The organism is Amycolatopsis sp. NPDC004378 (assembly GCF_053602455.1).
The window spans coordinates 95,892-118,700 of record NZ_JBSGDR010000020.1 but is presented as its reverse complement, the minus strand read 5'-3'; the positions used below and the strand labels follow the sequence as shown (position 1 = coordinate 118,700).

The window sequence follows — 22,809 nt, the reverse complement described above, 5'->3', positions numbered from 1 at the left end:
AGCCATGACCACCGAAGGCGAACGGTTCGCCCGCGCGCTCGCCGTCCGGGACGCCGCCGCGCTGAAGGCGGTGCTGGCCGGCGACGTCGACTTCGCCGCCCTCACCCCGGGCCGGCACTGGACGGCCTCGGACCCCGCGGAGATCGTCGACGACATCGTCCTCGGCCAGTGGTTCGGCCCAGGCCGCCGGATCGTCGAGCTGTGCTCGGTGCGCACCGGCCGGGTGGCGGGCTGCCGGCACGTCGCCTACCGGCTGCGGGTCCGCCGCGACGACGTGGACCACCTGGTCGAGCAGCAGGCCTACTACACCGCGCGGGACGGCGAGATCGTCTGGCTGCGCGTCCTCTGCTCGGGCTACCGGTCGCTCCGCGGCTGAGAATCCGGTCACGTCGGCGTGGCTCGGCGCGCCGAGCGGCCGTCCGCCTGCCATCCTCTTGCGGTCGGGAAGACAGGCGGACGGAGGCACCGTGGGCGTCATCAGCTGGATCGTGCTCGGGCTCATCGCGGGCTTGATCGCGAAGGCCCTCATGCCGGGCAAGGACCCGGGTGGCTGCATCATCACGATCCTGCTCGGGATCGGCGGCGCCTTTGTCGGCGGCTGGGTCGGCAAGACCCTGTTCCACACCGACCTCGGCACCTTCTTCGACCTGCGCACCTGGGGTCTGGCGGTCCTCGGCGCACTGATCATCCTGGTGATCTACCGGATGGCGTTCGGCCGCGGCCGCCGCGACTAGGTCAAGCTGACGCCGTACGCGCTCAGCGCCTCGCCGACCGGCTGGAAGAACGACGTCCCGCTGCCCTTGCCGGACGTGATGCCCAGCCCGACGCTGCCCGCGAACAGGCAGCCGCCCGAGTCGCCGGGGTTGACCAGCGCGTCGGTCTGGATCAGCTGGGACACCGAGCCTTCGGCGTAGTTCACGGTCACGTTCGTCCGCGTGACCGAGCCCGAGGTGAGGTGCGTGGTGCTGCCGCTCTTGCTGATCCGCTGGCCGACCGTCGCGGTGCCGGCGGAGCTGATCCGCTGCGTCGAGCCGTTCCACAGGGTGACCGCCCCGGGCGCGCTGCCGGTGGTGTTGCGGATCAGCCCGTAGTCGTTGCCCGGGAAGCTCGAACCCTGCGACGGCCCGACGTTCCACGTCGACACCGCGCGGGTGCAGTGGCCGGCGTCGACGATGTAGTTCTGGCCGCCGCGCTGGGTGTTGAAGCCGACCGAGCAGCGGACCCCGCCGCCGGTGATGGCCTCGCCGTTGTAGATCGCCGTGTGCATCTCGCCGGCGACGCGTTCCACCCGGACGCGGTCGCCGAGCGACGCGGCGGCCGTCAGCAGGGCATCGGTGCCCTTGGCCGCGTCGGCCACGGTCAGCACGACCTGGTTGGTCTTCGGGTCGAGGCCGATCGCCGTGTGCGCCACGGCGGGCAGCGCCTGCAGGGCGTGCTGCGCGCCGGCGAGGGCCGCGCTGGAGTTCTTCACGAGCCGGGCCTGTCCGCCGGCGGCGGTCACCTGGTCGGCGGCGGCCTGGTCGAGCACGTTGACGACCGGCTTCGCGGCCGCGTCGAGGTAGCCGTCGACGGCCCGGGTGCCGAGGGCGCCGGTGACCCGGTGCAGGGTCTCGACGCCGGCGGCCTGGGTCCGCAGCAGGGCGACCGCGGCGGACTCGCCGATCCCGGCGTCGGCCATCAGGGAGGCGACGGCGTCGGCCTGCACCTCGGGCGAGTAGCCCTCGACGGTCGCGGCGCCGGCGGGGACGGACAGGAATCCGGCGGCCGCCGCGGCGACGGCCAGTGTGGTGGCGAAACGGGCGAGCGGGTGTGGTGTGCGCATGCCGTTGACTCGCTTTCACGGGGACGGCCGGCGCGAGGGATGGCCGCACCGGGGTGCGCCCGAGGGTGAGCCGCGGCCCGGACCCCGCGGTACCGACTTTCGTCGGACAGGACAAAAGATGGGTACCGGGCAATTCGCCCACCATCGTGCCGCGCAGAGCACCCGGACAGGAACCCGGTCCGCCCCGGGTTATCCGCCGGGCCGCGGGGCGACGGTCAGCAGGCTCAGCTCGGCCAGCCCGCGCACGTAGCGGCTGGCCCGCAGGTCGCTCGGCATCACGAGCGTCGGGCGCGGCAGGACCTCGCCGTTGTACCGGGTGGCGAGCAGGGCCGCGCAGTGGCCGAACTCGGGATCGATCTCCGCCAGCGAGAGCACCACCCGGAACCCGTCCTCGGCCACCGCCACCACGACGACGGTCAGCCCGGACATCTTGTGCCGCGGGTCCAGCGGCAGCGGCCCTTCGGCGAGCACGTCGTAGAGGTGCACGCCGTGCACCTCGTGCCGTTCCCGCTTGCGGCGGGTCACGTACTCGACGTCGAGCCGGATCTGCGGGCGGGCCCGCAGGTCACCGACGTCGATCAGCCGCGACGCACACCCCGTCCCGGTGACGAGCAGCGCCCCGGCCGGCGGCAGGACGTGCTGGTCGCGGGCGGGCTCCATGCGTCCACGCTAAGTCGGCCCCACGGCCGCGCACATCCACCGATCAGGCACAGCTCGGACGCAACTGCGGCACGATTCGCGCCAAAGCACCGCAGGCGCGGCTGTTTCAGCCGGTCGCCAGCGAGATCTCCGTGGACTTGACCAGGGCGACGACCGGCGAGCCCGCTTCGAGGCCCAGCTCGGTGACGGCTTCCCGGGTGATCGAGGCGGTGAGCTCACCGCCGTCCACGGCGACCTTCACCGTCGCCATCGCACCGCCGGTCGCGACGGCCGTGACCCGGCCCGGCAGCTGGTTGCGGATGCTGATCCCCTCGACCGGCCCGGTGGCCAGCGACACCTCGGTCGACTTGATCAGCGCGCGCACGGCGGCGCCTTCGGCGAGGCCGAGGTCCTCGACGGCTTCCCGGGTGACGGCGGCGGTGATCTCCTGCCCGCCGGACAGGCGCGCCTTGACGGTCGCCATCACCTCGCCCGGTGTGACGGCCGCGACCGTCCCCGCGAGCTGGTTGCGGATGCTCAGTCCCATGGCCGGACTCTAGCCGGGCGCCGCGAGCTGCGCATTTCACGCCTGGCGCCGGATTCGCCGGACCGCTGCATCGCCCTGGACCGCCCATAACGTGGCTTCCGACAACAATTGCAGCACGTAACACTACGGACGGGACCCGACCTCCCCTGCCCGCCGCGCCTCGTCGGCAAGGGCGCCGTAGCGACGGTCACCCGACGCCGCCGCGGCGCGAGTGGCAGGATGTGGCGGTGAGCATGCACGGCGTGCTCGTCACCGGCCGGGAAGAGAGGCTGGCGGTCCCCACTGCGCGGAGGCGATCAACTGTGACGAGCCCGTTTTCCACTTCGACCGCTTCGGCGGGCAGCGGCCCGGTCCTGACCGTCCGCGGGGAGCTCGACGTGGCCACCGCGCCCCAGCTCCGCACCCGGATCGGCGAGCTCACCCTGGACGCGGGCCAGCTGCTGGTGGTCGACCTGGCCGGGGTGACCTTCTGCGACTCCAGCGGGATTTCGGCGCTCATCGCGGCCCGGAACGCGGCCCAGGCGGCGAACGCGGAGGTCGCCCTGGTGGCGGTCCCCGCCCGGATCACGCGGACGTTCGAGCTGACCGGGCTGGCGGAATTCTTCGTCACCTACCCGACGGCCGAGGCCGCGATCACCGCCCACGGCTGAGCCGGCTCTCGTTCCGCGGGCGAGTCCGCAGTACGGCCGCTCATTCGTCTTCAACAAGTTGAACGAAACCCTTGACTCAGTGAAGACCGTCATTATGCTGACATTCACATCACGAAACTGAAGGGTCGGCGATGGTGTCAGCGGAAGAAGGCAACGGGCTCCCCACCGCCTCCATGCTGACCGCCATCGGGGCGAAGATCCGCACCATGCGCAAGGAACGCGGGCTCACCGTCGAACGCCTCAGTGAACTCTCCGGCGTCTCGACCGGCATCGTCAGCCAGGTGGAGCGCGGGAAGGCGAACCCGTCCTTCTCGACCATGGTGCAGCTCGCCCACGGGCTCGGCATCTCCGTGGGCCGCCTGTTCGACGGCGACGACCACCGCTCGCCCGTGGTCCGGAAGTTCGAACGCCGCCGGATCGACGGGCACGGGCTCGCCGAGGGCGACGGCGGGCTGTACGAACTGCTCACCCCCGACCTCAACGGGGCGCTCGAGGCCACCTGGGTGGAGACCCCGCCCGGCTACGACAGCAGCGAAACCCCCTACCGGCACAACGGCGAGGAGTTCGGGCTCATCCTCTCCGGCGCCAAGGACGTGTACCTCGACGGCGTCCGGCACCACCTCGAGGCCGGCGACTCGATCCGCTACGCGTCCACCATCCCCCACTGGTACGTCAACTCCGGCGACGAAACCTGCGTCGCCGTCTGGGTGATCACGCCCCCCACCTGGTGATCACCGGTCGCTCCTCGTAGCGGCGTCTCCTCCCTCCCCTTTATCAGCCACTTTCCCGCGAGGCGGAAACCATGGCTTCTTTGTCGACCCGTCAATCCGACGACGTCAGAACCTTCGCCGCGCGACGGCCGCTCGTCGCCCTCGGCCTGGGCGGCACCCTCGAGTGGTACGACTGGCAGATCTTCGGCCTGCTGTCGGCCTTCCTCGGCCCCGAGTTCTTCCCCAACTCCGACCCCGTCGCCGCGACGCTGAGCGCGCTGGCCGTGTTCGCCGTCGGGTTCGTCTTCCGGCCGCTCGGCGGCGTGCTGCTCGGGATGGTCGCCGACCGGTTCGGCCGGCGCCGCGTGATGCTCGGGTCCGTCGCCGCGATGGCGGCGGCCACCGCGGTCATCGCCATCCTGCCCGGCTACCGCACCCTCGGCGTGTGGGCCGGGGTGATCCTGCTTCTTTGCCGCGTGGTGCAAGGGATTTCGACCGGTGTCGAAGGTCCGCTTGCGACCGCGTACGCGGTCGAGCTCACCGCCGAAGGGCGCGAAGGCCGCGCCGCCGGCGTCATGAGCGTGTTCGTCAACACCGGCATCCTCGCCGCGTCCCTGATCAGTTTCGCGACGAGCGCGGCAATCGGCGGCCCGGCCATGCAGGACTGGGGCTGGCGGATCCCGATGGCGGCCGGGGCCGTGCTCGGCGTCGTGATCGTCTACATGCGACGGAACCTGCCGGAAAGCCTGAACACCGAGCAGGAAACCCGGCCGGCCGCGGACAACCGTGCTGTCTGGCGCGGCATCGGCAAGCACTGGCTTGCGCTGCTGGCGATGGTCTTCGTGGTCGGCGCCGCGCAGGCGTACAACTACGCGTGGAACGTCGGCCTGCCGAGCCTGGCGCGCAGCACGTACAAGGAGAACGCGACGAGCGTCTTCGCCGTCACCTCGGCGCTGGGCGTGATCCTCGTCGTCGGCTCGATCTTCACCGGGATGCTGGCCGACCGCAAGAAGCTCTCCCGCACGTTCGTCGTCACGCGGCTGCTGGCCGTGCCGTCGGTGTTCCTGATGCTGCTCTACGCCGGCCCCGGGCTCGGCGGGTTCAGCGCGGTGCTGCTCGGCGGCGGGCTCGTGCTGGTGCTCAACATGACGCTCTACAACGTGGTCAGCACGACGCTGCTGCCCGTCCCCTGCCGCGCCACCGGCGTCGGCCTCGGCTACGGCATCGGGGTCGCGCTGTTCGGCGGCACGGCGTCCTACCTGCTGGTGTGGCTGGGCCAGTACGGCGCCCCCTGGATGTTCCCGGCCTACACCGCCGTGCTGTGCCTGATCAGCGTGGTGCTCTACCTCGCGGCCCTGCGCCGCACCGGAACCTACCGTGGCGAATGAGGAGTATCGGATGAACCTGGCGGACCTCGCGGTGTCCACAGAGGACCTGACGGCCCCGGTGGTGCGGCGCAGCGACGTCGTCGTGGTCGGCGGCGGGCCGGCGGGCGTCAGCGCCGCCGTCGCCGCCGCCCGGACCGGCGCCTCGGTGACCCTGCTCGAGCGCTACGCCGCGCTCGGCGGGCTCGCCTCGGGCGGCATGGTGCTGGTGCTCGACGACATGGTCAACGGCCCCGAGGTGTCGGTGCGCGGCATCGTCGCCGAGTACGTCGAGCGGATGCACCGGATGGGCCTGGCGGTGTTCCCGCCGGAGGCCGACCGGATCTCCTCGCCGGAGATGTGGCGGCGCTGGAGCCGCTGGGGCGCCTTCGACTTCCACTCGCACGCCTCCCCCAAGCCGATCTGCTACGCCGTCGCCTTCGACCCCGACGGCTGGAAGCGGGTGTCGAACGACCTCGTCCGCGAGGCCGGCGTGCACCTGCGGCTGCACAGCTGGTTCTCGCGGCCGGTCGTCGACGACGGCGTCCTGCGCGGGGTCGTCTGCGAAACGAAGTCCGGGCCGCAGGCCGTCCTCGGCGACGTCGTCATCGACACCACCGGCGACATCGACGTCGCCTCCCGCGCCGGCGCCGCCTACTCCCACGACAGCTACCTCGTGACGCTCGTCTTCCGGCTCGGCGGCATCGACACGGCCGCCGCGGAACGCTTCGAGCAGGAGCACCCGCGCGAGGCCCGGGCGATCAACCGCAAGGTCAAGCGGATGCTCGGCGGCGCCTGGGAACTGTGGTGGCTCAAGACGCCGGTGCCGGGCGTGGTGTGGTGCAACTGCCCGCACCTCACCGGCTACGACGGCGCCGACCCGGAGTCCCTGACCGCGGCCGAGTTCGACGCCCGGGCCCGCATCTCCGCGGTCCTCGACCACGTCCGGGCCGAACTGCCCGGCTTCGAGAACTGCTACCTGCTGGACGTCGCCGAGCAGATCGGCGTGCGCCAGACCCGGCTGCTGCAGGGGGAATACGTCGTCACCAAGGACGACATCCAGCAGCGGCGGCACTTCCCGGACTCGGTGGCGCGCGGCCGCGACTACTACACGCCCTACCGCGCGCTGCTCCCCCGGGACGTCGACCAGCTGCTCGTCGCCGGCCGGCACTACTCGGCGACGCCGGAAGCGCAGAAGATCTCGCGGGAGATCCCGCCGTGCATGGCGATGGGCCAGGCGGCCGGAGTCGCCGCCGGGATCGCCGTCGACCGCGGGAGCACCGTCCGGGACGTCGACCCCGAGCTGGTCCAAGCCGGGATGCACGCCCAGGGCGCCGACCCCGGCGACGTGCCCGCCCCGAACGCCACCGTGGAACTGGAGGTTGCCTGATGTCCCTGCCGCTGGACGGCGTCACCGTCGTCGACTTCACGCAGGTCTACATGGGACCGAGCTGCACGCAGCTGCTCGGTGACTACGGCGCGGACGTGATCAAGGTCGAACGCCCCGGCGTCGGCGACCTGTCCCGGTCGTCCATTCCGGACCCGGACGGCGCGGACAACCCGATCTTCCTGTCCATCAACCGGAACAAGCGCAGCGTCTCGGTCGACACCCGGACCGAGGACGGCAAGAAGGTGATCGCCGACCTGATCGCCACCGCGGACGTCGTCGTCAGCAACTTCCGTTCCGGCGTGATGGAGCGGATCGGGTTCGGCTACGACGACTGCCGGGCCCGCAACCCGCGGATCGTCTGGGCGTCCGGCACCGGGTTCGGCGAGGAGGGCCCGTACCGGCACAAGGGCGGCCAGGACGTCATCGCGCAGGCCTACTCGGGCGTGATGTGGCGGCGGGCGTCCGGCGACGTCCCGCTCTCGGTGTACCCGACGACGTTGTGCGACTACACCACCGGCATGCACCTGCTGCAGGGCGTCCTGTTCGCGCTGCTGGCCCGCGAGCGCACCGGCGAGGGGCAGAAGGTCGAGGTGAACATGTACGACTCGATGCTCCACATGCAGATGCAGGAGGCGTGCATGCAGCTCAACCGCGGCCGCGAGGTGAACTGGGCGGCGATGCCGCTGTCCGGGGTGTTCACCACCGCCGACGGCGCCGTCTGCATGGTCGGTGCGTTCAAGGAGAACCCGCTGCGCGACATCTGCACGGCCCTGGAGCTGGCCGAGGACCTCTCGGCGCGGCCCGAGTACGCCACGCTGGAAGAGCAGTTCGCGCACAAGCCTCGGCTGCAGGAGATCTTCCGCGAACGGTTCGCCACCAACACCACCGAGTACTGGGTGAAACGCCTCGAAGGCGTCGACATCCTGTGCGCGCCGGTGCACAGCCTGGCCGAGGCCCTCGAAGACGAGCAGACCGCGGTCAACCGGATGGTCCTGGAGATGGAGCACCCGACCGCCGGGACGGTCCGGACCCTGGCCGCGCCGATCCGGCTGTCGGAGACGCCGGCGTCGGTCCGCCGGGTGCCGCCGCGGCTCGGCGAGCACAACGCCGAAGTCCTGGCCGAACACGGCTACGACGCCGGGCGCATCGCCGCGCTGACCGAGGCAGGAGTCCTGCGATGACCGACGAGGTCCGCTTCGAGGTCGACAAGCACGTCGCCCGCGTGACGATCGACCGGCCCGGCGTCCTCAACGCCGTCGCGCCGGACACCCAGCGCCGGCTCGGCGAGATCTGGGACGCCATCGAGCACGACCCCGACGTCCGGGTGGTCGTCCTGACCGGGGCCGGCGAGCGCGCGTTCTGCGTCGGGGCGGACATGTCGGCGAACGCGATCGGGAAGACCGGCCTGCAGTTCTGGGCCGACGAGCCGGAGACCGGGTTCGGCGGGCTGTGCCTGCGCACCACGCTCGACGTCCCGGTGATCGCCCGCGTCAACGGCTACGCCCTCGGCGGCGGCATGGAGATGGTGCTGGGCTGCGACATCGTCGTCGCCGCCGAACACGCGCAGTTCGGCCTGACCGAGCCGCGTGTGGGCCGCCTCCCGCTCGGTGGCGGCGTCGCGCAGCTGGTCCGGCGGCTTCCCCACACCCAGGCCATGGGGCTGCTGCTGACCGGCCGCCGGGCGCCCGCCGCGGAGATGCGGGCGATGGGCCTGGTCAACGAGGTCGCGCCGGCCGGTGAGCTGGACGCCGTCGTGGACCGCTGGGTCGCCGACGTGCTGGCCTGCGCGCCGACGTCGCTGCGGGCGATCAAGCAGATCGTGCAGCGGACGTCCGAGCTGACCGCCCGTGAAGCGTGGGCCGCGCGGCTGCCCGCGCTGATGGCCGCGCTCGACAGCGAGGACAGCGCCGAAGGCGTCCGGGCGTTCCAGGAGAAGCGGCCGCCGGTTTGGCCGGGCCGATGAGCCTGGCACCCGGAGTCTGGGGCGTCGTCGCGACGCCGTTCAGCGGGTCCACCGGCGAACTCGACGAGCCGAGCCTGGCGCGGCTGGTCGAGCACTACGAGAGTCTCGGGGTCAGTGGGCTGACGGTTCTCGGCGTCTTCGGCGAGGCCGCGGCCCTGGCTTTTGACGAGCGCCGGGCCGTGCTCGAGACGGTGGTGGACACGGTCGGCCTGCCCCTCGTGGTCGGGGCGGCCTCGCTGGCGACACGGCCGGTCCTGGAGGAAGCCGAGCTGGCGGCGGACGTCGTGGGTGACCGGCTCGCGGGCGTCATGGTCCAGGTGAACTCGGCCGACCCGCACGTTCTGGTCCGGCACCTGACCGCGGTCCACGAGGCCACTGGCGCCGGGCTGGTCGTGCAGGACTACCCGCTGGTCTCGGGTGTCCACATCGGACCGTCGGTGCTGGCGGCCGCGTTGGCGGACACACCCGGTGTCGTCGCCGTGAAGGCCGAGGCACCGCCGACCCCGCCCGCGATCGCCGTGCTGACCGCGAAGCTGGACGTGCCGGTGTTCGGTGGCCTGGGCGGCCTCGGGCTGCTCGACGAACTGGCGGCGGGATCCGCGGGCGCGATGACCGGCTTCTCGTACCCGGAAGGCCTGCTCGCCTGCGTCGACGCGTGGCGCGAGGGCGGCTACCCGGCCGCGCGGAAGGCGTTCCTGCCCTACCTGCCGTTGGTGAACTTCGAACAGCAGGCCAAGATCGCTCTCGCCATCCGCAAGGAGTGCCTGCGCCGGCGCGGGTTCATCCTCGACGCGGCCGTCCGCCCGCCCGCGGCGCCGCTGCCCGAACCGCTGCGGGACCAGCTCGCCCGCCAGCTCGACGCCGTGGAGGCTTGATGGATCTCGGACTCACCGGCCGCGTCGCGGTCGTCTGCGCGTCGACCGGCGGGCTCGGCGAAGGCGTCGCCCGGGCGCTCGCCGCCGAAGGCGCGCGGGTGGTCATCAGCGGGCGGCGCGGCGACCGCGCGAAAGCCATCGCCGCCGAGCTGCCCGGCGCGATCGGCGTCGAGGTGGACCTCACCAGCGAGGACGGGCCGGACCGGCTCGTCGACGCCGCGCCCGGTCCCGTGGACATCCTGGTGCTCAACGGGCCCGGCCCCCCACCGGGGACCGCGGCCGAGACCACCGTGGAAGACGCCGACTCCGCCATCGCCGCGCTGGTGCGCCCGCACGTCCAGCTCGTGCGGCGGCTGCTGCCCGGGATGCGTGACCGGGGCTGGGGCCGCATCCTCGCCGTCGGGTCCAGCGGCGTCGCCGCGCCGCTGCCGAACCTCGCCTTGTCCAACCTGGGGCGCGCCGCGCTCGCCGGGTACCTCAAGACCCTGGCCACCGAGGTCGCCGCGGACGGCGTCACCGTCAACCTGCTGCTGCCCGGCCGGATCGCGACCGACCGCGTCGCCGCCCTCGACGAGGCCAACGCCCGCCGGGCGGGCCGGCCGGTCGCCGACGTCGCCCGCGACGCGCGGGCCGCCGTCCCCGCCGGCCGGTACGGCGAGCCCGCCGAGTTCGGCGCGGCGGCCGCTTTCCTCTGCGGCGCACCGGCTTCCTACATCACCGGCACCGCGCTCCGCTGCGATGGCGGCCTGGTGCCCACCCTCTGAAGGAGCGTCATGACCACGACCGTCCGGCACCTGATCGACGGAGCATGGACCGGCGAGCCCACGACCGAGCGCCGCAACCCGGCGCGGCCGGACGAGGTGGCCGTGCGGGCCCCGAGCGGCGATCTGTCCACTGTGGAGGACGCGATCGCGGCCGCCTCGGCGGCCTGGCGCGCCTGGGCCGCGACCCCGGCGCCGGCGCGCGGCGCGATCCTGCTCGACGCCGCGGACCTCCTGCGCCGACGCCACGAAGACGTCGCCGCCGACCTCGTCCGCGAAGAAGGCAAGACCCTGGGCGAGGCCCGCGGCGAGGTCCGGCGGGCCATCGACGTCCTGCGGTACTTCGGTTCGCACGGCTGGCGGCTCGGCGGCGACGTCTTCCCCAGCGGCACACCGGACACGAGTGTCTTCACCCGCGCCGAGCCGGTCGGCGTCGCCGGGCTCATCACGCCGTGGAACTTCCCCATCGCCATCCCGGCGTGGAAGCTCGCGCCCGCACTGGTCAGCGGGAACACCGTCGTGCTCAAACCCGCCGAGCTGACCCCGGCGTCGGCCACGCACCTCGCCGCCGCGCTGACCGAAGCCGGGCTGCCGCCGGGCGTGCTCAACGTCGTGCACGGCAAGGGATCCGTGCTCGGCGCGGCTCTCGCCGCGGACGAGCGGGTGCGGACGATCTCCTTCACCGGCTCGACGCGGGTGGGGCTGCGGCTGCACGAAGTCGTCTCGGCCCGCCGGGCCCGCGTCCAGCTCGAGATGGGCGGGAAGAACGCGTACCTGGTCCTCGACGACGCCGACCCGCTGGCCGCGGCCCGGGTGGTCGCCGCGGGCGCGTTCGGCCTGACCGGCCAGGCCTGCACCGCGACTTCCCGCGTCTACTGCACGCCGCGGGTCCGGGAGCAGTTCACCGAAGCGCTCGTCAAGGAGGCGTCCCGGTTCTCCCCCGGCGACGGCCTGGCCGAGGCGGCGACCATGGGCCCGGTGGTGAGCGACCAGCAGCTGGCGACCGACCTGTCCGCGGTCGAGCGCGCCACGGCCCAGGGCGCGTCCGTGGCTTTCGGCGGGACGGCCGAGGGCGCGTTCCTCGCCCCGACGGTCCTGGTCGACGTCGCCCACGACCACGACGTCGCCCGGCAGGAGGTGTTCGGCCCGGTCCTCGCCGTGCTGCCGGCCGACGGCTACGACGAAGGCCTCGCCCTGGTCAACGACTCGCCGTACGGGCTGACCGCCGGCCTGTGCACGCGCGACCTGGCGCTGGCGCACCACTTCGCCGCGCACGCGCAGGCGGGCGTGGTGAAGGTCAACCGGCCGACGACCGGCCTGGACCTGAACGTGCCGTTCGGCGGCGTCAAGGACTCGTCGTCCAACACGTTCCGGGAGCAGGGGCCGTCGGCGGTCGACTTCTACACGTGGTCGAAGACCGTCTACCTGGGACACGACCGCTGAGCGGTCGCTGTTCCCGGCGATTGCTGCGTGGTTCCCGTCAGAGGCAGGGCGGCCGGTAGCCGTCGATGCGCAGGCCGCGGAATTCCAGCCGGTTCGGGGTCTTGCCGACGAAGACCAGGCCGCGGGCTTCGGTCAGTGCGGAGGCGAAGGAGTACGCCGGCGTGCCCAGCTCCGGCAGCGACGTCCAGGCGCGCGGCTTGAAGCTGAAGAACTTCGTGACGAGCTTCCCGCCCGTCGACGGCACCCGGGTGAGCCACTTGTCGCCGCCGCTCCAGTGCGACGCCGGGCGCAGCTGGACGTACAGGTCGTCGGTCGCGCGGTAGGTGAGCCGGAAGCCGGCTGAGCGCGCGAGGTCCGCCTGCGCCTCGAACCGGTTGCCCAGCCAGACGACCGCGACGTGCCACTCCGCGTTCAGGAAGTCGATCTTCGCCGCGTAGCCCCGTCCTTCGCGGACGAGCAGGCTCCCGGTGGCCGGGACGGTGGTGCCCTCGCCACTGGCGAGCCACTGCTGCAACCGGTCGATCGACGGGGTCGCGCACCCGCCCGCCGGTGACGCGTTCGCGGGCGGGCCGACCAGGGAAAACACGAGCAGGGAAACGAAGATCGCGAGCGTCCGGACCCAGGCGAGGCGCATGCGGGGAAGCTAGCACACCGGGTGTGCTCCGCGTCACGGAATGCCGGGCGATCTCGGGCGCTACAGAGGGTAGGAACCGTTCCGAACCCTAGGGAGGGCCATGTCCGCCACCACCACGCCGGAAGCAGCGTCGACCACTCCGGTGGTGCCCGTGCTCGACGACTTCGACTTCCCGCTCGACGACGGCGCGGCGTGCCGCATCGACGACCCGGACTGCGAAGCCTGCCAGTGAACCCGGGGCCCCGGTGCGCCGGCGCACCGGGGCCGGTTCAGCGCGCCAGCGCCGTGTCGCGCAATTGACGGCGTGAGCTGATCCCGAGCTTCCCGAAGATCTTGCGCAGGTGCCATTCCACCGTGCGGGGGCTGAGGAACAGGCGCGTGCCGATTTCGGGGTTGGAGAAGCCGTCCCGGGCGAGCCGGGCGATCTGGAGCTCCTGCGGGGTCAGTTCGCCGCTCGGTTCCGGGGTGCGCTTGCGCGCGGTCTCGCCGGTGGCGAGTAGTTCTCGCCGGGCGCGGTCGGCGAACGCCTCGAGGCCCATCGCGGCCAGCATGTCGTGTGCGGTGCGCAGGTGCTCCCGCGCGTCGACGCGGTGGCCTTCGCGGCGCAGCCATTCCCCGTACAGCAGGTGCCCCCGCGCGAGGTCGACCCGCAGCGGTGTCCCGGTCAGCGCTTCGATCGACTCGCGGTGGTGCCGGCCGGGCTCGATCCCCGCCAGCGCGCGCAATCGCGCGTCGAGACCCCGCGTCCACGCGTTCGGCGTCACCCGCACCCGGCCCGCGAACCGCTGCAGCGCGGCCTCGACGAGATCCGCGTCGCCGGTCCGTGACGCCGCTTCGGCCAGCTCGGCCGTGGCGAGGCCCTGGTGGCCGACGGCGTCACGCTCGAACACGCGGCGAGCGGCGTCCCTGGCCGCGTCGTGGCGGCCGAGTCCGTTGTACAGCACCGAGTTCGCGTAGTCGGCGAACGTCACCACCCGCTCCTGGCCCCGCGCGGCGGCTTCCTTCGCGGTGGCGGCGATCAGCTCGGCCGCGGGCGCCTCGCGGCCCCGCATCGCCGCGAGCAGGACCGCGCTGTACCCGACCGACCGGCCGCCGGTCACGTCGGCGAGCAGGCGGTCCTCCTCGACCATCGCCTCCGCCGCGGCGAGGTCGCCGGACACCAGCTCGTGGTTGGCGAGGAAGTTGAGCGCGAACTGCAGCTGGACGAGCGCGCCGGTCTCGCGCGCGAGCTGCACCTGACGCGCCGCCAACGCGTGCCCGGCGGCGAAGTCGAGGATCTCGGTCGCGAGCGTGCCGCCCGCCCGGTTGCCCAGCAGCCACAGCACGCGGGCGGCGTCCTCGGTCGTGACGTCGAGGGCGGAAACGGCCTCGACGGCCCGCAGCAGTACCGGTGCGGCGGCCTCGTAGCCGTCGGTGAGCCGGGTCGCGAGCCCGTCCAGCACGAGGTCGACGGCGCTCGGCGGCACCCGGCCCGGCGGTGCGCTGCACGCCGCCTCGGCCGCTTCCGCGAGCCCGGTCCCGGCCCAGACGGCCGCGCCCAGCGCTTCCAGGTAGGTCTCGCGGGCCAGCTCGGCGTCGACCGGCGCGAGGTGGCCGGCCGCCCGCAGCAGCAGCCGCGTCGCCTCGCTCCCGCGGCGCTGGTCGAACGCGACCTGACCGCGCAGGCGTTCCGCCTCCGCGCGGCGGACGGGGTCGGGTGGCCCGTTTTCCGCGACACCCACCAGCCCGAGCGCTGCTTCGAGCGCGCCCGAGCCGCGTTTCGCCCGCGCCGCCGCCAGTTCACGGCGAGCGCGTCGCGCCGGGTCGGGTGTGAGCGTGGCGGCGTGCTCGAGGAACGCGGCGGCCGCGACCAGCCCACCGCGGGCCTGCGCCCGGCCCGCCGAACGCTCGAGCTCCGCCGCGACGGCTTCGTCGGGGGTCACGGTGGCCTGGGCGCGGTGCCACGCGCGGCGGTCCGGGTCGAGGGCCGCGTCCGTGACGTCGGCCAGCACGCGGTGCACCTCCTGCCGCTCGGCGGCCGTGGCGGAGCGGTAGACGGCCGAGCGCACGAGCGGGTGCCGGAACCGGATCCGCGCGCCGAACTCGATCAGCCCGGTCGCCTCGGCCGCGGCCGCCGGGTCCGCGCCCAGACCGAGCTCGCCGGCCGCGCGCCAGAGCAGCGTGGCGTCCCCGAGCGGTTCCGCGGCCGCGGTCAGCAGCAGCTGCCGGGTGTCGGCGGGCAGCGGGTCCGCCTGCTGGCGGAAGCACTGCTCGATCCGGCCGGCCAGCGGGAGGACGCCGGGCTGCGCGAACCCGTCGGCCAGCTCGGCGGCGGTCCAGAACCGCGGCAGTTCGACCAGGGCCAGCGGGTTTCCGTGGGTTTCGGCGACGATCCGGTCCCGCACGCGCGGGTCGACCGGGCCCTTGATCACGGAGTCGAGCAGCGCGCGGGCCGCGGTGTCGCCCAGCCCGTGGACGGGCAGGTCCGGCAGCCCGGCCAGGTCGAGCTCGTCGGCGGGCTCGCGCACCGCGATCAGCAGCGCGATCCGCTCGGCCAGCAGCCGCCGCCCGACGAACGCGAGGGTCTGCGCGGAGACGCGGTCGAGCCACTGCGCGTCGTCGACGACGCACGCCAGCGGTTCCTCCTCGGCCACCTGGGCCAGCAGGGTCAGCACGGCGAGCCCGACCAGGAACCGGTCCGGCGGCTCGCCCGCGGTCAGGCCGAACGCCGTGCCGACGGCGGTGCGCTGCGGCGGCGGGAGGTGCCCGAGCCGGTCGAGGAACGGCGCGCACAGCTGCTGCAGCCCGGAGTAGGGCAGCTCGCGCTCCGACTCGACGCCGATCGCCCGCGCGACCCGGTAACCGGACGCCCGCGCCTCGAAGTGGTCCAGCAGCGCGGTCTTGCCGATGCCGGCCTCGCCGCGCAGGACGAGCACCCGGCCCTCCCCCGTCCGGGCGTCGGCGAGCAGCCGGTCGAGCACCGCGCGTTCGCCCTCCCGGCCGAGCAGCCGGTACCCCTTGCCCGCCATGCCCGGGACACTACCGGGCCCCGGGGCACGACCAGGGTGTCTCACTGGTGCGAACGCGCCCGGCGAAGGACGAGGGTGAGGGCGAGCGGCGAACCCGCCACCCACCCACGAAGGAGTTGGCACCATGGACATGAAGCTCGAAGTCGTGGTCCTGCCCGTCACCGACGTCGACCGGACCAAGCACTTCTACAAGGCACTCGGCTGGCGCGAAGACGCCGACATCGTCTTCGGCGGCTCGCGGATCGTGCAGCTGACCCCGCCGGGGTCGCCGGCGTCCGTGCACTTCGGCACCGGCATCACCGACGCCGCCCCCGGCTCGGTCCGCGGCACCTACCTCGTCGTCGACGACATCGAAGCGGCGCGCGCCGAGCTCGCCGCCCACGGCGCCGAGGTGAGCGAGGTGTTCCACCGCGACGAGACCGGCGCGTTCGCCCCGGGCGTGCATCCCGGCCGCGGCACCTACTCCTCGTTCGCGTCGTTCAGCGACCCCGACGGGAACACCTGGCTGCTGCAGGAGATCACCGTGCGGCTGCCCGGACGCGTCACCGGCGTGACGTACGAGTCCACCGCGAAGCTGGAGCAGGGCCTGCGCGCGGCCGCGGCCGCGCACGGCGAGCACGAGCAGGAAACCGGGCAGTACGACGAGGAATGGCCCACCTGGTACGCCCAGTACATGGCCGCGCACCAGGACGCCTGAACCGGAAGAAGGAAGTCATGGCTCGACGCGATTTCGACGCCGTCGTCCTCGGCGGCGGCGCACCCGGTGAACACACCGCGGCCGCGATCGCCGCGGGCGGCCTCCGGGTCGCCGTCGTGGAACGGGAGCTGCTCGGCGGCGAATGCTCCTACTGGGCGTGCATCCCGTCCAAGACCCTGCTGCGGCCGGGTGAAGCCGTGGCCGCGGCCCGCACCGTCCCCGGTGCCGCCGAAGCGGTGACCGGGCAGGTGAACGCCGCCGCGGCGCTCGCCTGGCGGGACTTCATGGTCTCGTCGTACGACGACAAGGGCCAGCAGGCGTGGGCCGACGGCGCGGGCATCGAAGTCCTGCGCGGCGAAGGCAGGCTCGCCGGCCCGCACACCGTCGCCGTCGGCGGGTCGGAGTACACCGCCGGCCACGTCGTCGTCGCGACCGGCTCCGCGCCCGTCGTCCCGCCCGTGCCCGGCCTGCGCGAGCTGCCCGGCCTGTGGACGAACCGCGAAGCCACCGCCGCCACCGAGGTCCCGCGCCGGCTCCTGGTCCTCGGGGCCGGGCCGACCGGCGTCGAGCTGGCCCAGGCGTTCACGCGGCTCGGCGCGGACGTGGCACTCGTCGACGGCGCCGACCGGGTGCTCCCGCGCGAGCCCCGGGCACTCGGCGAGGCCGTCGGAGAGGCGTTGCGCGCCGACGGCGTCGCGCTGCACCTCGGGCAGCACGCGAGCGCGGCGGCACTCGAAGACGGCGAGTACGTGCTCGGCTTCCCCGACGGCACGCGGCTGCGTGCCGACCGGCTGCTCGTCGCGACCGGGCGGCGGCCGCGCGTCGACGGCATCGGGCTCGAAACCGTCGGCGTCGAGGCGAACCCGCACGGGATCCCGGTCGACGACCGGATGGCGGCCGGCGACGGCCTGTGGGCCGTCGGCGACGTCACCGGGCAGTGGAACCTGACGCACGCGGGCGAGTACCAGGGCCGGGTGGTGGCTTCGAACATCCTCGGCCGGCCCGCGAAGGTGCACTACGAGGCGGTCCCCCGCGTGGTCTTCACCGACCCGCAGGCCGCGGCCGTCGGTGCCGCCGAAGGCGCTTTCACCGCCACCGTGCAGCTTTCCGGGGTACCGCGGACGTCGACCTACACCCGCGCCTACGACACGCGACCCGGTTTCCTGACCGTCTTCTCCGACGGCCTGCGGCTCACCGGCGCCTACGCCGTCGGCCCCGAAGCCGGCGAGTGGCTCCAGCAGGCGACGCTGGCGATCCGCGCCCGCGTGCCGCTGGCCGTGCTGCTGGACGTCGTCCAGCCGTTCCCGACCTTCTCCGAAGCGTTCCTCCACGTCCTGCGCGATCTCGACCGCCAGGTCAACCCGTTGGGAGCCCAGTGATGTCCTACCGTGCGTTCGAAGTGACCGGGACGCGGCAGTTCGCCTTGGTCGAGCGCGAAGTCCGCGACCCGCTGCCGGGCGAGGTCCGGCTGCGCGTCGAAGCCTGCGGTGTCTGCCACAGCGACACCCTCGCGGTCGAAGGGCTGCGTGCCGACCCGTCGGTGCCGGTCGTGCCCGGCCACGAAATCGTCGGCGTGGTCGAGGCGGTGGGCCCCGGCGTGACGGCCTGGGCGGCCGGTGACCGCGTGGGCGTCGGCTACCTCAACGGCCACTGCGGCCAGTGCGAGGCCTGCCGCCGCGGCGACTTCGTCAACTGCGCCGACCAGCCGTGGACCGGGACGACGACCGACGGCGGCTACGCCGAGGTGGCGTACGCCCGCGCCACCGGCCTGGTCCGCATCCCGGACGGCGCGCAGTCCCTGGACGTGGCACCGCTGCTGTGCGCGGGGCTCACGGTGTACCGCGCGCTGCTGACCGCCGGCGCCCGGCCCGGCTCGCTGGTCGCGATCCAGGGCATCGGCGGCCTCGGCCACCTCGGGATCCAGTACGCCAAGACGCTCGGCTACCGCGTCGCGGCGATCGCCCGCGGCGCCGGAAAGGCCCGGCTGGCCGCGGAACTCGGCGCGGACGAGTACGTCGACAGCACGGCGGGCGACCCGGGCGCGGCGCTCGCGCGCCTCGGCGGCGCGGCGGCGATCGTCGCGACGGCGGCCAGCGGCGCGTCGATGTCACCGCTCGTGTCCGGGCTCGCCGACCGCGGACGGCTGTTCGTCGTCGGCGCCGCCCCGGATCCGCTGGAGATCCGCACGCCGGAATTGATCTTCGGCACGCGCTCGGTGGTCGGTGCTCTGACGGGTTCGTCGATCGAGAACGAGGACAGCCTCCGGCTGGCGCACGACCGCGGGATCCGCAGCCGGAACGAGGTCATGCCCCTGTCGGAAGCGCCGAAGGCGTATGAACGAATGATGTCCGGGGAGGCGCGGTTCCGCGTGGTCCTCGACGCCCGGGAATGATTCACCACGCGAAACGGCCGCAGCCGGGAATCGTTCCCGCTGCGGCCGTTTCGTCGAAACGACTCAGTTGTAGCCCATTTCGTCCATGGACACCGCGTTGTACCCCATCTCACTGAGGGTCACGCTGTTGTAGCCCATCTCAGCGGGGCTGACCGTCGCCGGCGCGGTGCTGACACCACCGGTGGCGCTCGCCTCGGAAGCGCTGAGGATACCCATCGCGAAAATGTTCAAAACGACCGCGGCACCGACGGCGGCCGTTCGACGAACCCGCATCATTCCTCCGGGTGGTCAATCGTACGTGACTGACTTTTCGGGCTTGGGGACGATGACAGAACCGGGACAACCGGCGGCCAATATCAGGTTAATGAGCGTCGAACTGCCGGTGGCGGAATCGCTCGGGTGAAATTTGTCCGAACAGCGCCCCAAATCGATGTTTCCCCCACGGGAAGCGTCGGTGACCGCACCGCTGAACAGTCGTTCGCCGTACATCTCTTGTTCAACAAGAGTTTTACTTCTATTATCATTGTGTGCGACCGCTCACGGACGGTGCTGAGCTGCTGGTCGGCCGGGACGGCGAGCTGTCCCGGCTGGCCGACTGGGTCCGTGACGTGGCCGGCGGCCGCGGGCGCGCGGTGCTGGTCGACGGCGAACCGGGCATCGGCAAGTCCGCGCTGGTCCGGGCCGGCTGCGCGATCGCGGCCGACGCGGGGTGCCAGGTGTACTGGGGCGCCGGCGACGAGCTCGGCCAGGCCCTGCCCCTGCTCCCGCTGCTGGACGCCCTGCGCATCACGACCTCCGCGCCGGACCCGCGCCGCGGCGCCATCGCCGGGCTGCTGCGCGGCGAAACCGCCGCCGACTCGGCCATCGACCTCGCCGCCGCGGCCGCCGAGCAGGTGCTCGCCCTCGTCGAGGAGCTCTGCCTCGCCGGGCCGGCCGTGCTCGTCGTCGACGAGCTGCAGTGGGCCGACCAGACGACGGTGACGGTGTGGAGCCGGCTCGCGCGCGCGGTCCGTCAGCTTCCTTTGCTGCTCGTGGGCGTGATGCGCCCGGTGCCGCGCCGCGACGACCTCCGCGCGCTGCGCCGGACCGTCGACCGGACCGAACGGCTGCGGATGGGCAGGCTCGGCGCGCCCGCGGTGCTCGAGCTGGTGGCGGCGCTGGCGGGCGGCAAGCCGGGCGGGCAGCTGGCGGAGCTGGCCGACGGCGCGGCCGGGAACCCGCTGTACCTCACGGAACTGGTCGACGCGCTGGCCCGGAGCTCGCGGCTGGCCGTCGACGAGGCGGGCATCGCGGAACTGACCGGCGGCCCCACGCCCGTGTCGCTCGCCGAGGCGATCGCGGACCGGCTCGGCTTCCTGCCGGAGCCCGTGCGCGAGGTCCTGCGGGCCGCGGCCCTGCTCGGCGTGGTCTTCTCGGTCGGCGACCTGACGACCGTCGTGGGGTCCGGGCTGGCCGGCGTGCTGCCGGCTCTCGACGAAGCGCGGGCTGCCGGGGTGCTGGCCGACGCCGGCGACGGCCTGGCGTTCCGCCACCCGCTGATCCGCACGGCGTTGTACGAGGACATGCCGGCCGCGGTGCGCGTCGCGTGGCACGGCTCCGCCGCGCAGGCACTGGCCAAGGCCGGCGCGCCCGTCGAGCGGGTGGCGCGGCAGCTGCTCCCCGCCATGACCCCCGAAGACGGCCGCGACCCCGTCCCCGCCTGGGTTCCGGGCTGGCTGGCCGACGCCGCCCCGCCCCTGATCGGCCTGGCACCCGCGGTCGCCGTCGCGATCCTGCGGCGCGCCGTGCGCGGTTCGGACGCCACCGGGGTGCTGTCCTGCCGGCTCGCCGAAGCCCTCTACCGGGTGGGCGACGTGGCCGACGCCGAGCGGATGGCCGGCCGCGCGCTGAAGCGCGTCACGGACCCCGACCTGCTCGTCGACCTGCACATGACGCTGACCCAGTGCCACCGGATGACCGGGCACTGCGCGGAATCCCTGAAAGCGCTCAACCGGGCCATGACCATGCCCGGTGTCGAGGCCCGGCACCGGGCCCGCCTGCAGGTGCTCGCCGCGCGGATGCACCGCAACCTCGGCCAGGTCGAGCTCGCCGGCCGCGCCGGCACCGAGGCGCTGGCCGAGGCGACCCGGATCGACGACCGCTGGGCCGTCGGGTGGGCCCTGCACGTGCTGAGCCTGGTCGCGATGATGCGGGGGGAATGGGCCGAGGCGCTGCGGGTGTTCGAGCGCGCGATCTCCGTGGCGCACGGCGATCCCACCCTCATCGACCTCAGCCTGCTGCTGCGGATCAACCAGGCGGTCACCCTCGGCGCGCTCGACCGCTACCCGGAGGCGCTGGCCGCCGCCGAGCGGGCGCGCGAGCTGGCCGACCGCACCGGCAGCGTGGTGCGCCTGATCCAGACCCAGAGCGCGCTGGGCCAGCTGCTGCTGGGCGCCGGCCGGTGGGACGACGCGCTGGCCGAGGTCGACGTCGTCCCGGACGACCTCAAGGATCCCAGCGTGGTGTGCTGCGACCACGGGGTCGCCGCGATCATCCACCTCCACCGCGGCGACGCCGCCGCGGCGCGGGAGCACCTGGCCGTCGCGGCGCCGGTGACGAAACGGATCGGCGATCTCGTCGTGGAGCCGCTGGCGCAGGCCCGCAGCCTCGCCGCCGAGCAGGCCGGCGCCCCGGCGCGGGCCCTCGCCGCCCTGACCGCGCGGCTGACCGGGGAGGACGAAGGCGAAGCCCTCCTCGGCGACGCCGTCCGCCTGGCGATGAAACTCGGTGACACGGCGACGGCGGCCCGGCTCGTGTCCCGCGTCCGGGCGATCACCGCGGGATCCTCGGTGCCGCACCGGAACGCGCTGGCCCTCTACTGCGACGGCCTCGTTTCGCGGGACGGGGCGACGCTGCTGCGCGCGGCCGACGGCTACCGCGACGCGGGCCGTCCGCTCCCCCGGGCCAAGGCTTTGGAAGCCGCCGCGGTCGCCTTCGCCGAAGCGGACGACCGCGGTTCGGCGCGGGCGGCGTTCACCCGGGCCCTCGACTGCTACACGGCCCTGGACGCGCAGTGGGACGTCGCCCGGCTGCGCGCCCGCTTCCGCGCGTTCGGGATCCGGCGCGGCCCGACGGTGAAGCACCGTCAGGCCACGCACGGCTGGGACAGCCTGACCCCGACCGAGGGCAAGATCGCCGGGCTCGTGGTCGCGGGCCTGTCGAACCCCCAGATCGCGGCCCGGCTGTACCTGTCGCCGCGCACCGTCGGCACGCACGTCTCGCACATCCTGACCAAGTTGGGCGTGCACTCGCGCATCGACATCGCCCGCGAGGCGGCCAACAACTCGGCGTCGGGCTAAGGGCGCCGCGAACCCTGCAGCCGGCTCCACAGCGGCACGACGTACCAGCACAGCACGAACCACCCCGTCGTCCCGGCGGTGATCCACGTCGCGACCGCCGCGCCCAGCGTGACGCTGAGGATCAGCAGCAGCGCGGCGCTGATCGAAAGCATCAGCAGTGCCAGCCCGAAGAGCGCGAACCGGCTGGACGCGAGCACCAGCTCCCGCTTGAGCCGGCGCCGGAAGACCAGCCGGTGGAAGGCCGCCGGCGCGATCAGCAGCGCGGTCGACGCCGCGCCCAGCACGAGCGCGCCGACGTAGACGCGCCGTTCGAACTCCGAAAGCGTCGCGAACCGCGGGGTGAAGGCGACGGTCAGCAGGAACGCGAGCAGCAGCTGCACGCCGGTCTGCGCCACCCGTACTTCCTGCAGTATCTCCGCGTAGTTGCGGTCCAGCCGTTGGGTGGGTGTCTCGCGGCGCACCGCGAAATTCCACTCGTCGTGGTCGTCCAGCGGCAGCGGCCGGCCGAAAGCGGTCGTGTCGATCTCGTTCACCTTCATGCTCCGACGATGCGCGCCGCGGCGGGCGGAGACATCG

The 22,809-nt window shown here is 73.4% G+C and carries 23 protein-coding genes; 16 read left to right on the top strand and 7 right to left on the bottom strand.

Translation table 11 applies throughout. From position 1 onward, the window contains the following. Window positions 1-4: 4 nt before the first annotated feature. Entirely contained in the window at window positions 5-376 is a 372-nt protein-coding gene (locus ACWEN0_RS39435; RefSeq protein WP_451985253.1) for a hypothetical protein, read from the top strand. Between the two features lie 91 nt (window positions 377-467). Next, window positions 468-734 (top strand): GlsB/YeaQ/YmgE family stress response membrane protein, encoded by a 267-nt coding sequence (locus ACWEN0_RS39430; RefSeq protein ID WP_451985251.1) that lies wholly within the window; start codon window positions 468-470, stop codon window positions 732-734. Here ACWEN0_RS39430 and ACWEN0_RS39425 read toward each other — a convergent pair. The 3 genes from ACWEN0_RS39425 to ACWEN0_RS39415 form a co-directional block, all read right to left on the bottom strand. Further along, window positions 731-1,822 carry a S1 family peptidase gene (locus ACWEN0_RS39425; protein ID WP_451985249.1) on the bottom strand — a complete coding sequence of 364 codons (1,092 nt, stop codon included), beginning with the start codon at window positions 1,820-1,822 and terminating at the stop codon, window positions 731-733. The genes ACWEN0_RS39430 and ACWEN0_RS39425 overlap by 4 nt on opposite strands. A gap of 189 nt (window positions 1,823-2,011) precedes the next feature. Next, complete coding sequence (locus ACWEN0_RS39420) at window positions 2,012-2,482, bottom strand: molybdopterin-binding protein (protein ID WP_451985247.1); 471 nt, start codon at window positions 2,480-2,482, stop codon at window positions 2,012-2,014. Between the two features lie 106 nt (window positions 2,483-2,588). Next, a complete protein-coding gene (locus tag ACWEN0_RS39415) occupies window positions 2,589-3,008 on the bottom strand; it encodes a TOBE domain-containing protein (RefSeq protein WP_451985245.1) in 420 nt (139 codons plus the stop codon). A 302-nt stretch (window positions 3,009-3,310) separates the two neighbouring features. On the opposite strand from ACWEN0_RS39415, the gene ACWEN0_RS39410 reads away from it, so the two are divergent. The 9 genes from ACWEN0_RS39410 to ACWEN0_RS39370 all read left to right on the top strand — a co-directional run bounded on the left by ACWEN0_RS39410 (window position 3,311) and on the right by ACWEN0_RS39370 (window position 12,164). After that, window positions 3,311-3,658, top strand: a complete 348-nt coding sequence (locus ACWEN0_RS39410; RefSeq protein WP_451985243.1) for an STAS domain-containing protein — start codon at window positions 3,311-3,313, stop codon at window positions 3,656-3,658. A 131-nt stretch (window positions 3,659-3,789) separates the two neighbouring features. Continuing rightward, window positions 3,790-4,389 (top strand): helix-turn-helix domain-containing protein, encoded by a 600-nt coding sequence (locus ACWEN0_RS39405; RefSeq protein ID WP_451985241.1) that lies wholly within the window; start codon window positions 3,790-3,792, stop codon window positions 4,387-4,389. A gap of 71 nt (window positions 4,390-4,460) precedes the next feature. Continuing rightward, window positions 4,461-5,756, top strand: coding sequence for an MFS transporter (locus tag ACWEN0_RS39400; RefSeq protein ID WP_451985239.1), 1,296 nt, complete (start codon window positions 4,461-4,463; stop codon window positions 5,754-5,756). Window positions 5,757-5,766: 10 nt separating this feature from the next. Then, the gene (locus tag ACWEN0_RS39395) at window positions 5,767-7,122 is read left to right on the top strand and encodes an FAD-dependent oxidoreductase (protein WP_451985237.1); all 1,356 of its coding nucleotides are present in this window, start codon (window positions 5,767-5,769) and stop codon (window positions 7,120-7,122) included. Next, window positions 7,122-8,303: a CaiB/BaiF CoA transferase family protein gene (locus ACWEN0_RS39390; protein ID WP_451985235.1), complete on the top strand. Its 1,182-nt coding sequence runs from the start codon at window positions 7,122-7,124 to the stop codon at window positions 8,301-8,303. The genes ACWEN0_RS39395 and ACWEN0_RS39390 overlap by 1 nt, the downstream gene beginning before the upstream one ends. Next, window positions 8,300-9,085 (top strand): enoyl-CoA hydratase-related protein, encoded by a 786-nt coding sequence (locus ACWEN0_RS39385; protein WP_451985233.1) that lies wholly within the window; start codon window positions 8,300-8,302, stop codon window positions 9,083-9,085. Before ACWEN0_RS39390 ends, ACWEN0_RS39385 begins: the two co-directional genes overlap by 4 nt. Continuing rightward, window positions 9,082-9,960, top strand: a complete 879-nt coding sequence (locus ACWEN0_RS39380; RefSeq protein WP_451985231.1) for a dihydrodipicolinate synthase family protein — start codon at window positions 9,082-9,084, stop codon at window positions 9,958-9,960. Before ACWEN0_RS39385 ends, ACWEN0_RS39380 begins: the two co-directional genes overlap by 4 nt. Further along, complete coding sequence (locus tag ACWEN0_RS39375; RefSeq protein WP_451985229.1) at window positions 9,960-10,724, top strand: SDR family oxidoreductase; 765 nt, start codon at window positions 9,960-9,962, stop codon at window positions 10,722-10,724. Before ACWEN0_RS39380 ends, ACWEN0_RS39375 begins: the two co-directional genes overlap by 1 nt. A gap of 9 nt (window positions 10,725-10,733) precedes the next feature. Beyond that, on the top strand, window positions 10,734-12,164 hold the full coding sequence (locus ACWEN0_RS39370; protein WP_451985227.1) for an aldehyde dehydrogenase family protein: 1,431 nt from the start codon (window positions 10,734-10,736) through the stop codon (window positions 12,162-12,164). A gap of 37 nt (window positions 12,165-12,201) precedes the next feature. On the opposite strand, the gene ACWEN0_RS39365 is transcribed toward ACWEN0_RS39370, so the two are convergent. After that, window positions 12,202-12,798 carry a hypothetical protein gene (locus tag ACWEN0_RS39365; protein ID WP_451985225.1) on the bottom strand — a complete coding sequence of 199 codons (597 nt, stop codon included), beginning with the start codon at window positions 12,796-12,798 and terminating at the stop codon, window positions 12,202-12,204. 100 nt (window positions 12,799-12,898) lie between these two features. Here ACWEN0_RS39365 and ACWEN0_RS39360 point away from each other — a divergent pair, with 100 nt between their 5' ends. After that, window positions 12,899-13,030 (top strand): hypothetical protein, encoded by a 132-nt coding sequence (locus ACWEN0_RS39360; protein WP_451985224.1) that lies wholly within the window; start codon window positions 12,899-12,901, stop codon window positions 13,028-13,030. Between the two features lie 37 nt (window positions 13,031-13,067). Here the strand turns inward: ACWEN0_RS39360 and ACWEN0_RS39355 are convergent, their stop codons facing one another. Then, window positions 13,068-15,806 carry an AAA family ATPase gene (locus ACWEN0_RS39355; protein ID WP_451985222.1) on the bottom strand — a complete coding sequence of 913 codons (2,739 nt, stop codon included), beginning with the start codon at window positions 15,804-15,806 and terminating at the stop codon, window positions 13,068-13,070. A gap of 124 nt (window positions 15,807-15,930) precedes the next feature. Between ACWEN0_RS39355 and ACWEN0_RS39350 the strand changes: the two genes are divergently transcribed. From ACWEN0_RS39350 to ACWEN0_RS39340, 3 genes are read left to right on the top strand one after another with little or no spacing between them, the layout of a single operon-like run. Beyond that, window positions 15,931-16,503: a VOC family protein gene (locus ACWEN0_RS39350; protein ID WP_451985220.1), complete on the top strand. Its 573-nt coding sequence runs from the start codon at window positions 15,931-15,933 to the stop codon at window positions 16,501-16,503. Between the two features lie 17 nt (window positions 16,504-16,520). Then, on the top strand, window positions 16,521-17,882 hold the full coding sequence (locus ACWEN0_RS39345) for a dihydrolipoyl dehydrogenase family protein (protein ID WP_451985218.1): 1,362 nt from the start codon (window positions 16,521-16,523) through the stop codon (window positions 17,880-17,882). Then, entirely contained in the window at window positions 17,882-18,895 is a 1,014-nt protein-coding gene (locus ACWEN0_RS39340; RefSeq protein WP_451985216.1) for an alcohol dehydrogenase catalytic domain-containing protein, read from the top strand. The genes ACWEN0_RS39345 and ACWEN0_RS39340 overlap by 1 nt, the downstream gene beginning before the upstream one ends. Window positions 18,896-18,958: 63 nt before the next feature. Here ACWEN0_RS39340 and ACWEN0_RS39335 read toward each other — a convergent pair whose 3' ends face one another. Continuing rightward, complete coding sequence (locus ACWEN0_RS39335) at window positions 18,959-19,111, bottom strand: hypothetical protein (protein WP_451985214.1); 153 nt, start codon at window positions 19,109-19,111, stop codon at window positions 18,959-18,961. Window positions 19,112-19,422: 311 nt separating this feature from the next. On the opposite strand from ACWEN0_RS39335, the gene ACWEN0_RS39330 reads away from it, so the two are divergent. Continuing rightward, complete coding sequence (locus ACWEN0_RS39330) at window positions 19,423-22,233, top strand: helix-turn-helix transcriptional regulator (RefSeq protein ID WP_451985212.1); 2,811 nt, start codon at window positions 19,423-19,425, stop codon at window positions 22,231-22,233. On the opposite strand, the gene ACWEN0_RS39325 is transcribed toward ACWEN0_RS39330, so the two are convergent. Continuing rightward, the gene (locus ACWEN0_RS39325) at window positions 22,230-22,772 is read right to left on the bottom strand and encodes a DUF6328 family protein (protein ID WP_451985210.1); all 543 of its coding nucleotides are present in this window, start codon (window positions 22,770-22,772) and stop codon (window positions 22,230-22,232) included. The genes ACWEN0_RS39330 and ACWEN0_RS39325 overlap by 4 nt on opposite strands. Between the last annotated feature and the right edge of the window lie 37 nt (window positions 22,773-22,809).

Coding starts and splice junctions, on each gene's coding strand:
- ACWEN0_RS39355 (WP_451985222.1), bottom strand. CDS start 15,806: ATGGCGGGCAAGGGGTACCGGCTGCTCGGCCGGGAGGGCGAACGCGCG.
- ACWEN0_RS39370 (WP_451985227.1), top strand. CDS start 10,734: ATGACCACGACCGTCCGGCACCTGATCGACGGAGCATGGACCGGCGAG.
- ACWEN0_RS39360 (WP_451985224.1), top strand. CDS start 12,899: ATGTCCGCCACCACCACGCCGGAAGCAGCGTCGACCACTCCGGTGGTG.
- ACWEN0_RS39335 (WP_451985214.1), bottom strand. CDS start 19,111: ATGGGTATCCTCAGCGCTTCCGAGGCGAGCGCCACCGGTGGTGTCAGC.
- ACWEN0_RS39375 (WP_451985229.1), top strand. CDS start 9,960: ATGGATCTCGGACTCACCGGCCGCGTCGCGGTCGTCTGCGCGTCGACC.
- ACWEN0_RS39420 (WP_451985247.1), bottom strand. CDS start 2,482: ATGGAGCCCGCCCGCGACCAGCACGTCCTGCCGCCGGCCGGGGCGCTG.
- ACWEN0_RS39385 (WP_451985233.1), top strand. CDS start 8,300: ATGACCGACGAGGTCCGCTTCGAGGTCGACAAGCACGTCGCCCGCGTG.
- ACWEN0_RS39390 (WP_451985235.1), top strand. CDS start 7,122: ATGTCCCTGCCGCTGGACGGCGTCACCGTCGTCGACTTCACGCAGGTC.
- ACWEN0_RS39405 (WP_451985241.1), top strand. CDS start 3,790: ATGGTGTCAGCGGAAGAAGGCAACGGGCTCCCCACCGCCTCCATGCTG.
- ACWEN0_RS39435 (WP_451985253.1), top strand. CDS start 5: ATGACCACCGAAGGCGAACGGTTCGCCCGCGCGCTCGCCGTCCGGGAC.
- ACWEN0_RS39415 (WP_451985245.1), bottom strand. CDS start 3,008: ATGGGACTGAGCATCCGCAACCAGCTCGCGGGGACGGTCGCGGCCGTC.
- ACWEN0_RS39395 (WP_451985237.1), top strand. CDS start 5,767: ATGAACCTGGCGGACCTCGCGGTGTCCACAGAGGACCTGACGGCCCCG.
- ACWEN0_RS39340 (WP_451985216.1), top strand. CDS start 17,882: ATGTCCTACCGTGCGTTCGAAGTGACCGGGACGCGGCAGTTCGCCTTG.
- ACWEN0_RS39365 (WP_451985225.1), bottom strand. CDS start 12,798: ATGCGCCTCGCCTGGGTCCGGACGCTCGCGATCTTCGTTTCCCTGCTC.
- ACWEN0_RS39400 (WP_451985239.1), top strand. CDS start 4,461: ATGGCTTCTTTGTCGACCCGTCAATCCGACGACGTCAGAACCTTCGCC.
- ACWEN0_RS39380 (WP_451985231.1), top strand. CDS start 9,082: ATGAGCCTGGCACCCGGAGTCTGGGGCGTCGTCGCGACGCCGTTCAGC.
- ACWEN0_RS39345 (WP_451985218.1), top strand. CDS start 16,521: ATGGCTCGACGCGATTTCGACGCCGTCGTCCTCGGCGGCGGCGCACCC.
- ACWEN0_RS39350 (WP_451985220.1), top strand. CDS start 15,931: ATGGACATGAAGCTCGAAGTCGTGGTCCTGCCCGTCACCGACGTCGAC.
- ACWEN0_RS39425 (WP_451985249.1), bottom strand. CDS start 1,822: ATGCGCACACCACACCCGCTCGCCCGTTTCGCCACCACACTGGCCGTC.
- ACWEN0_RS39325 (WP_451985210.1), bottom strand. CDS start 22,772: ATGAAGGTGAACGAGATCGACACGACCGCTTTCGGCCGGCCGCTGCCG.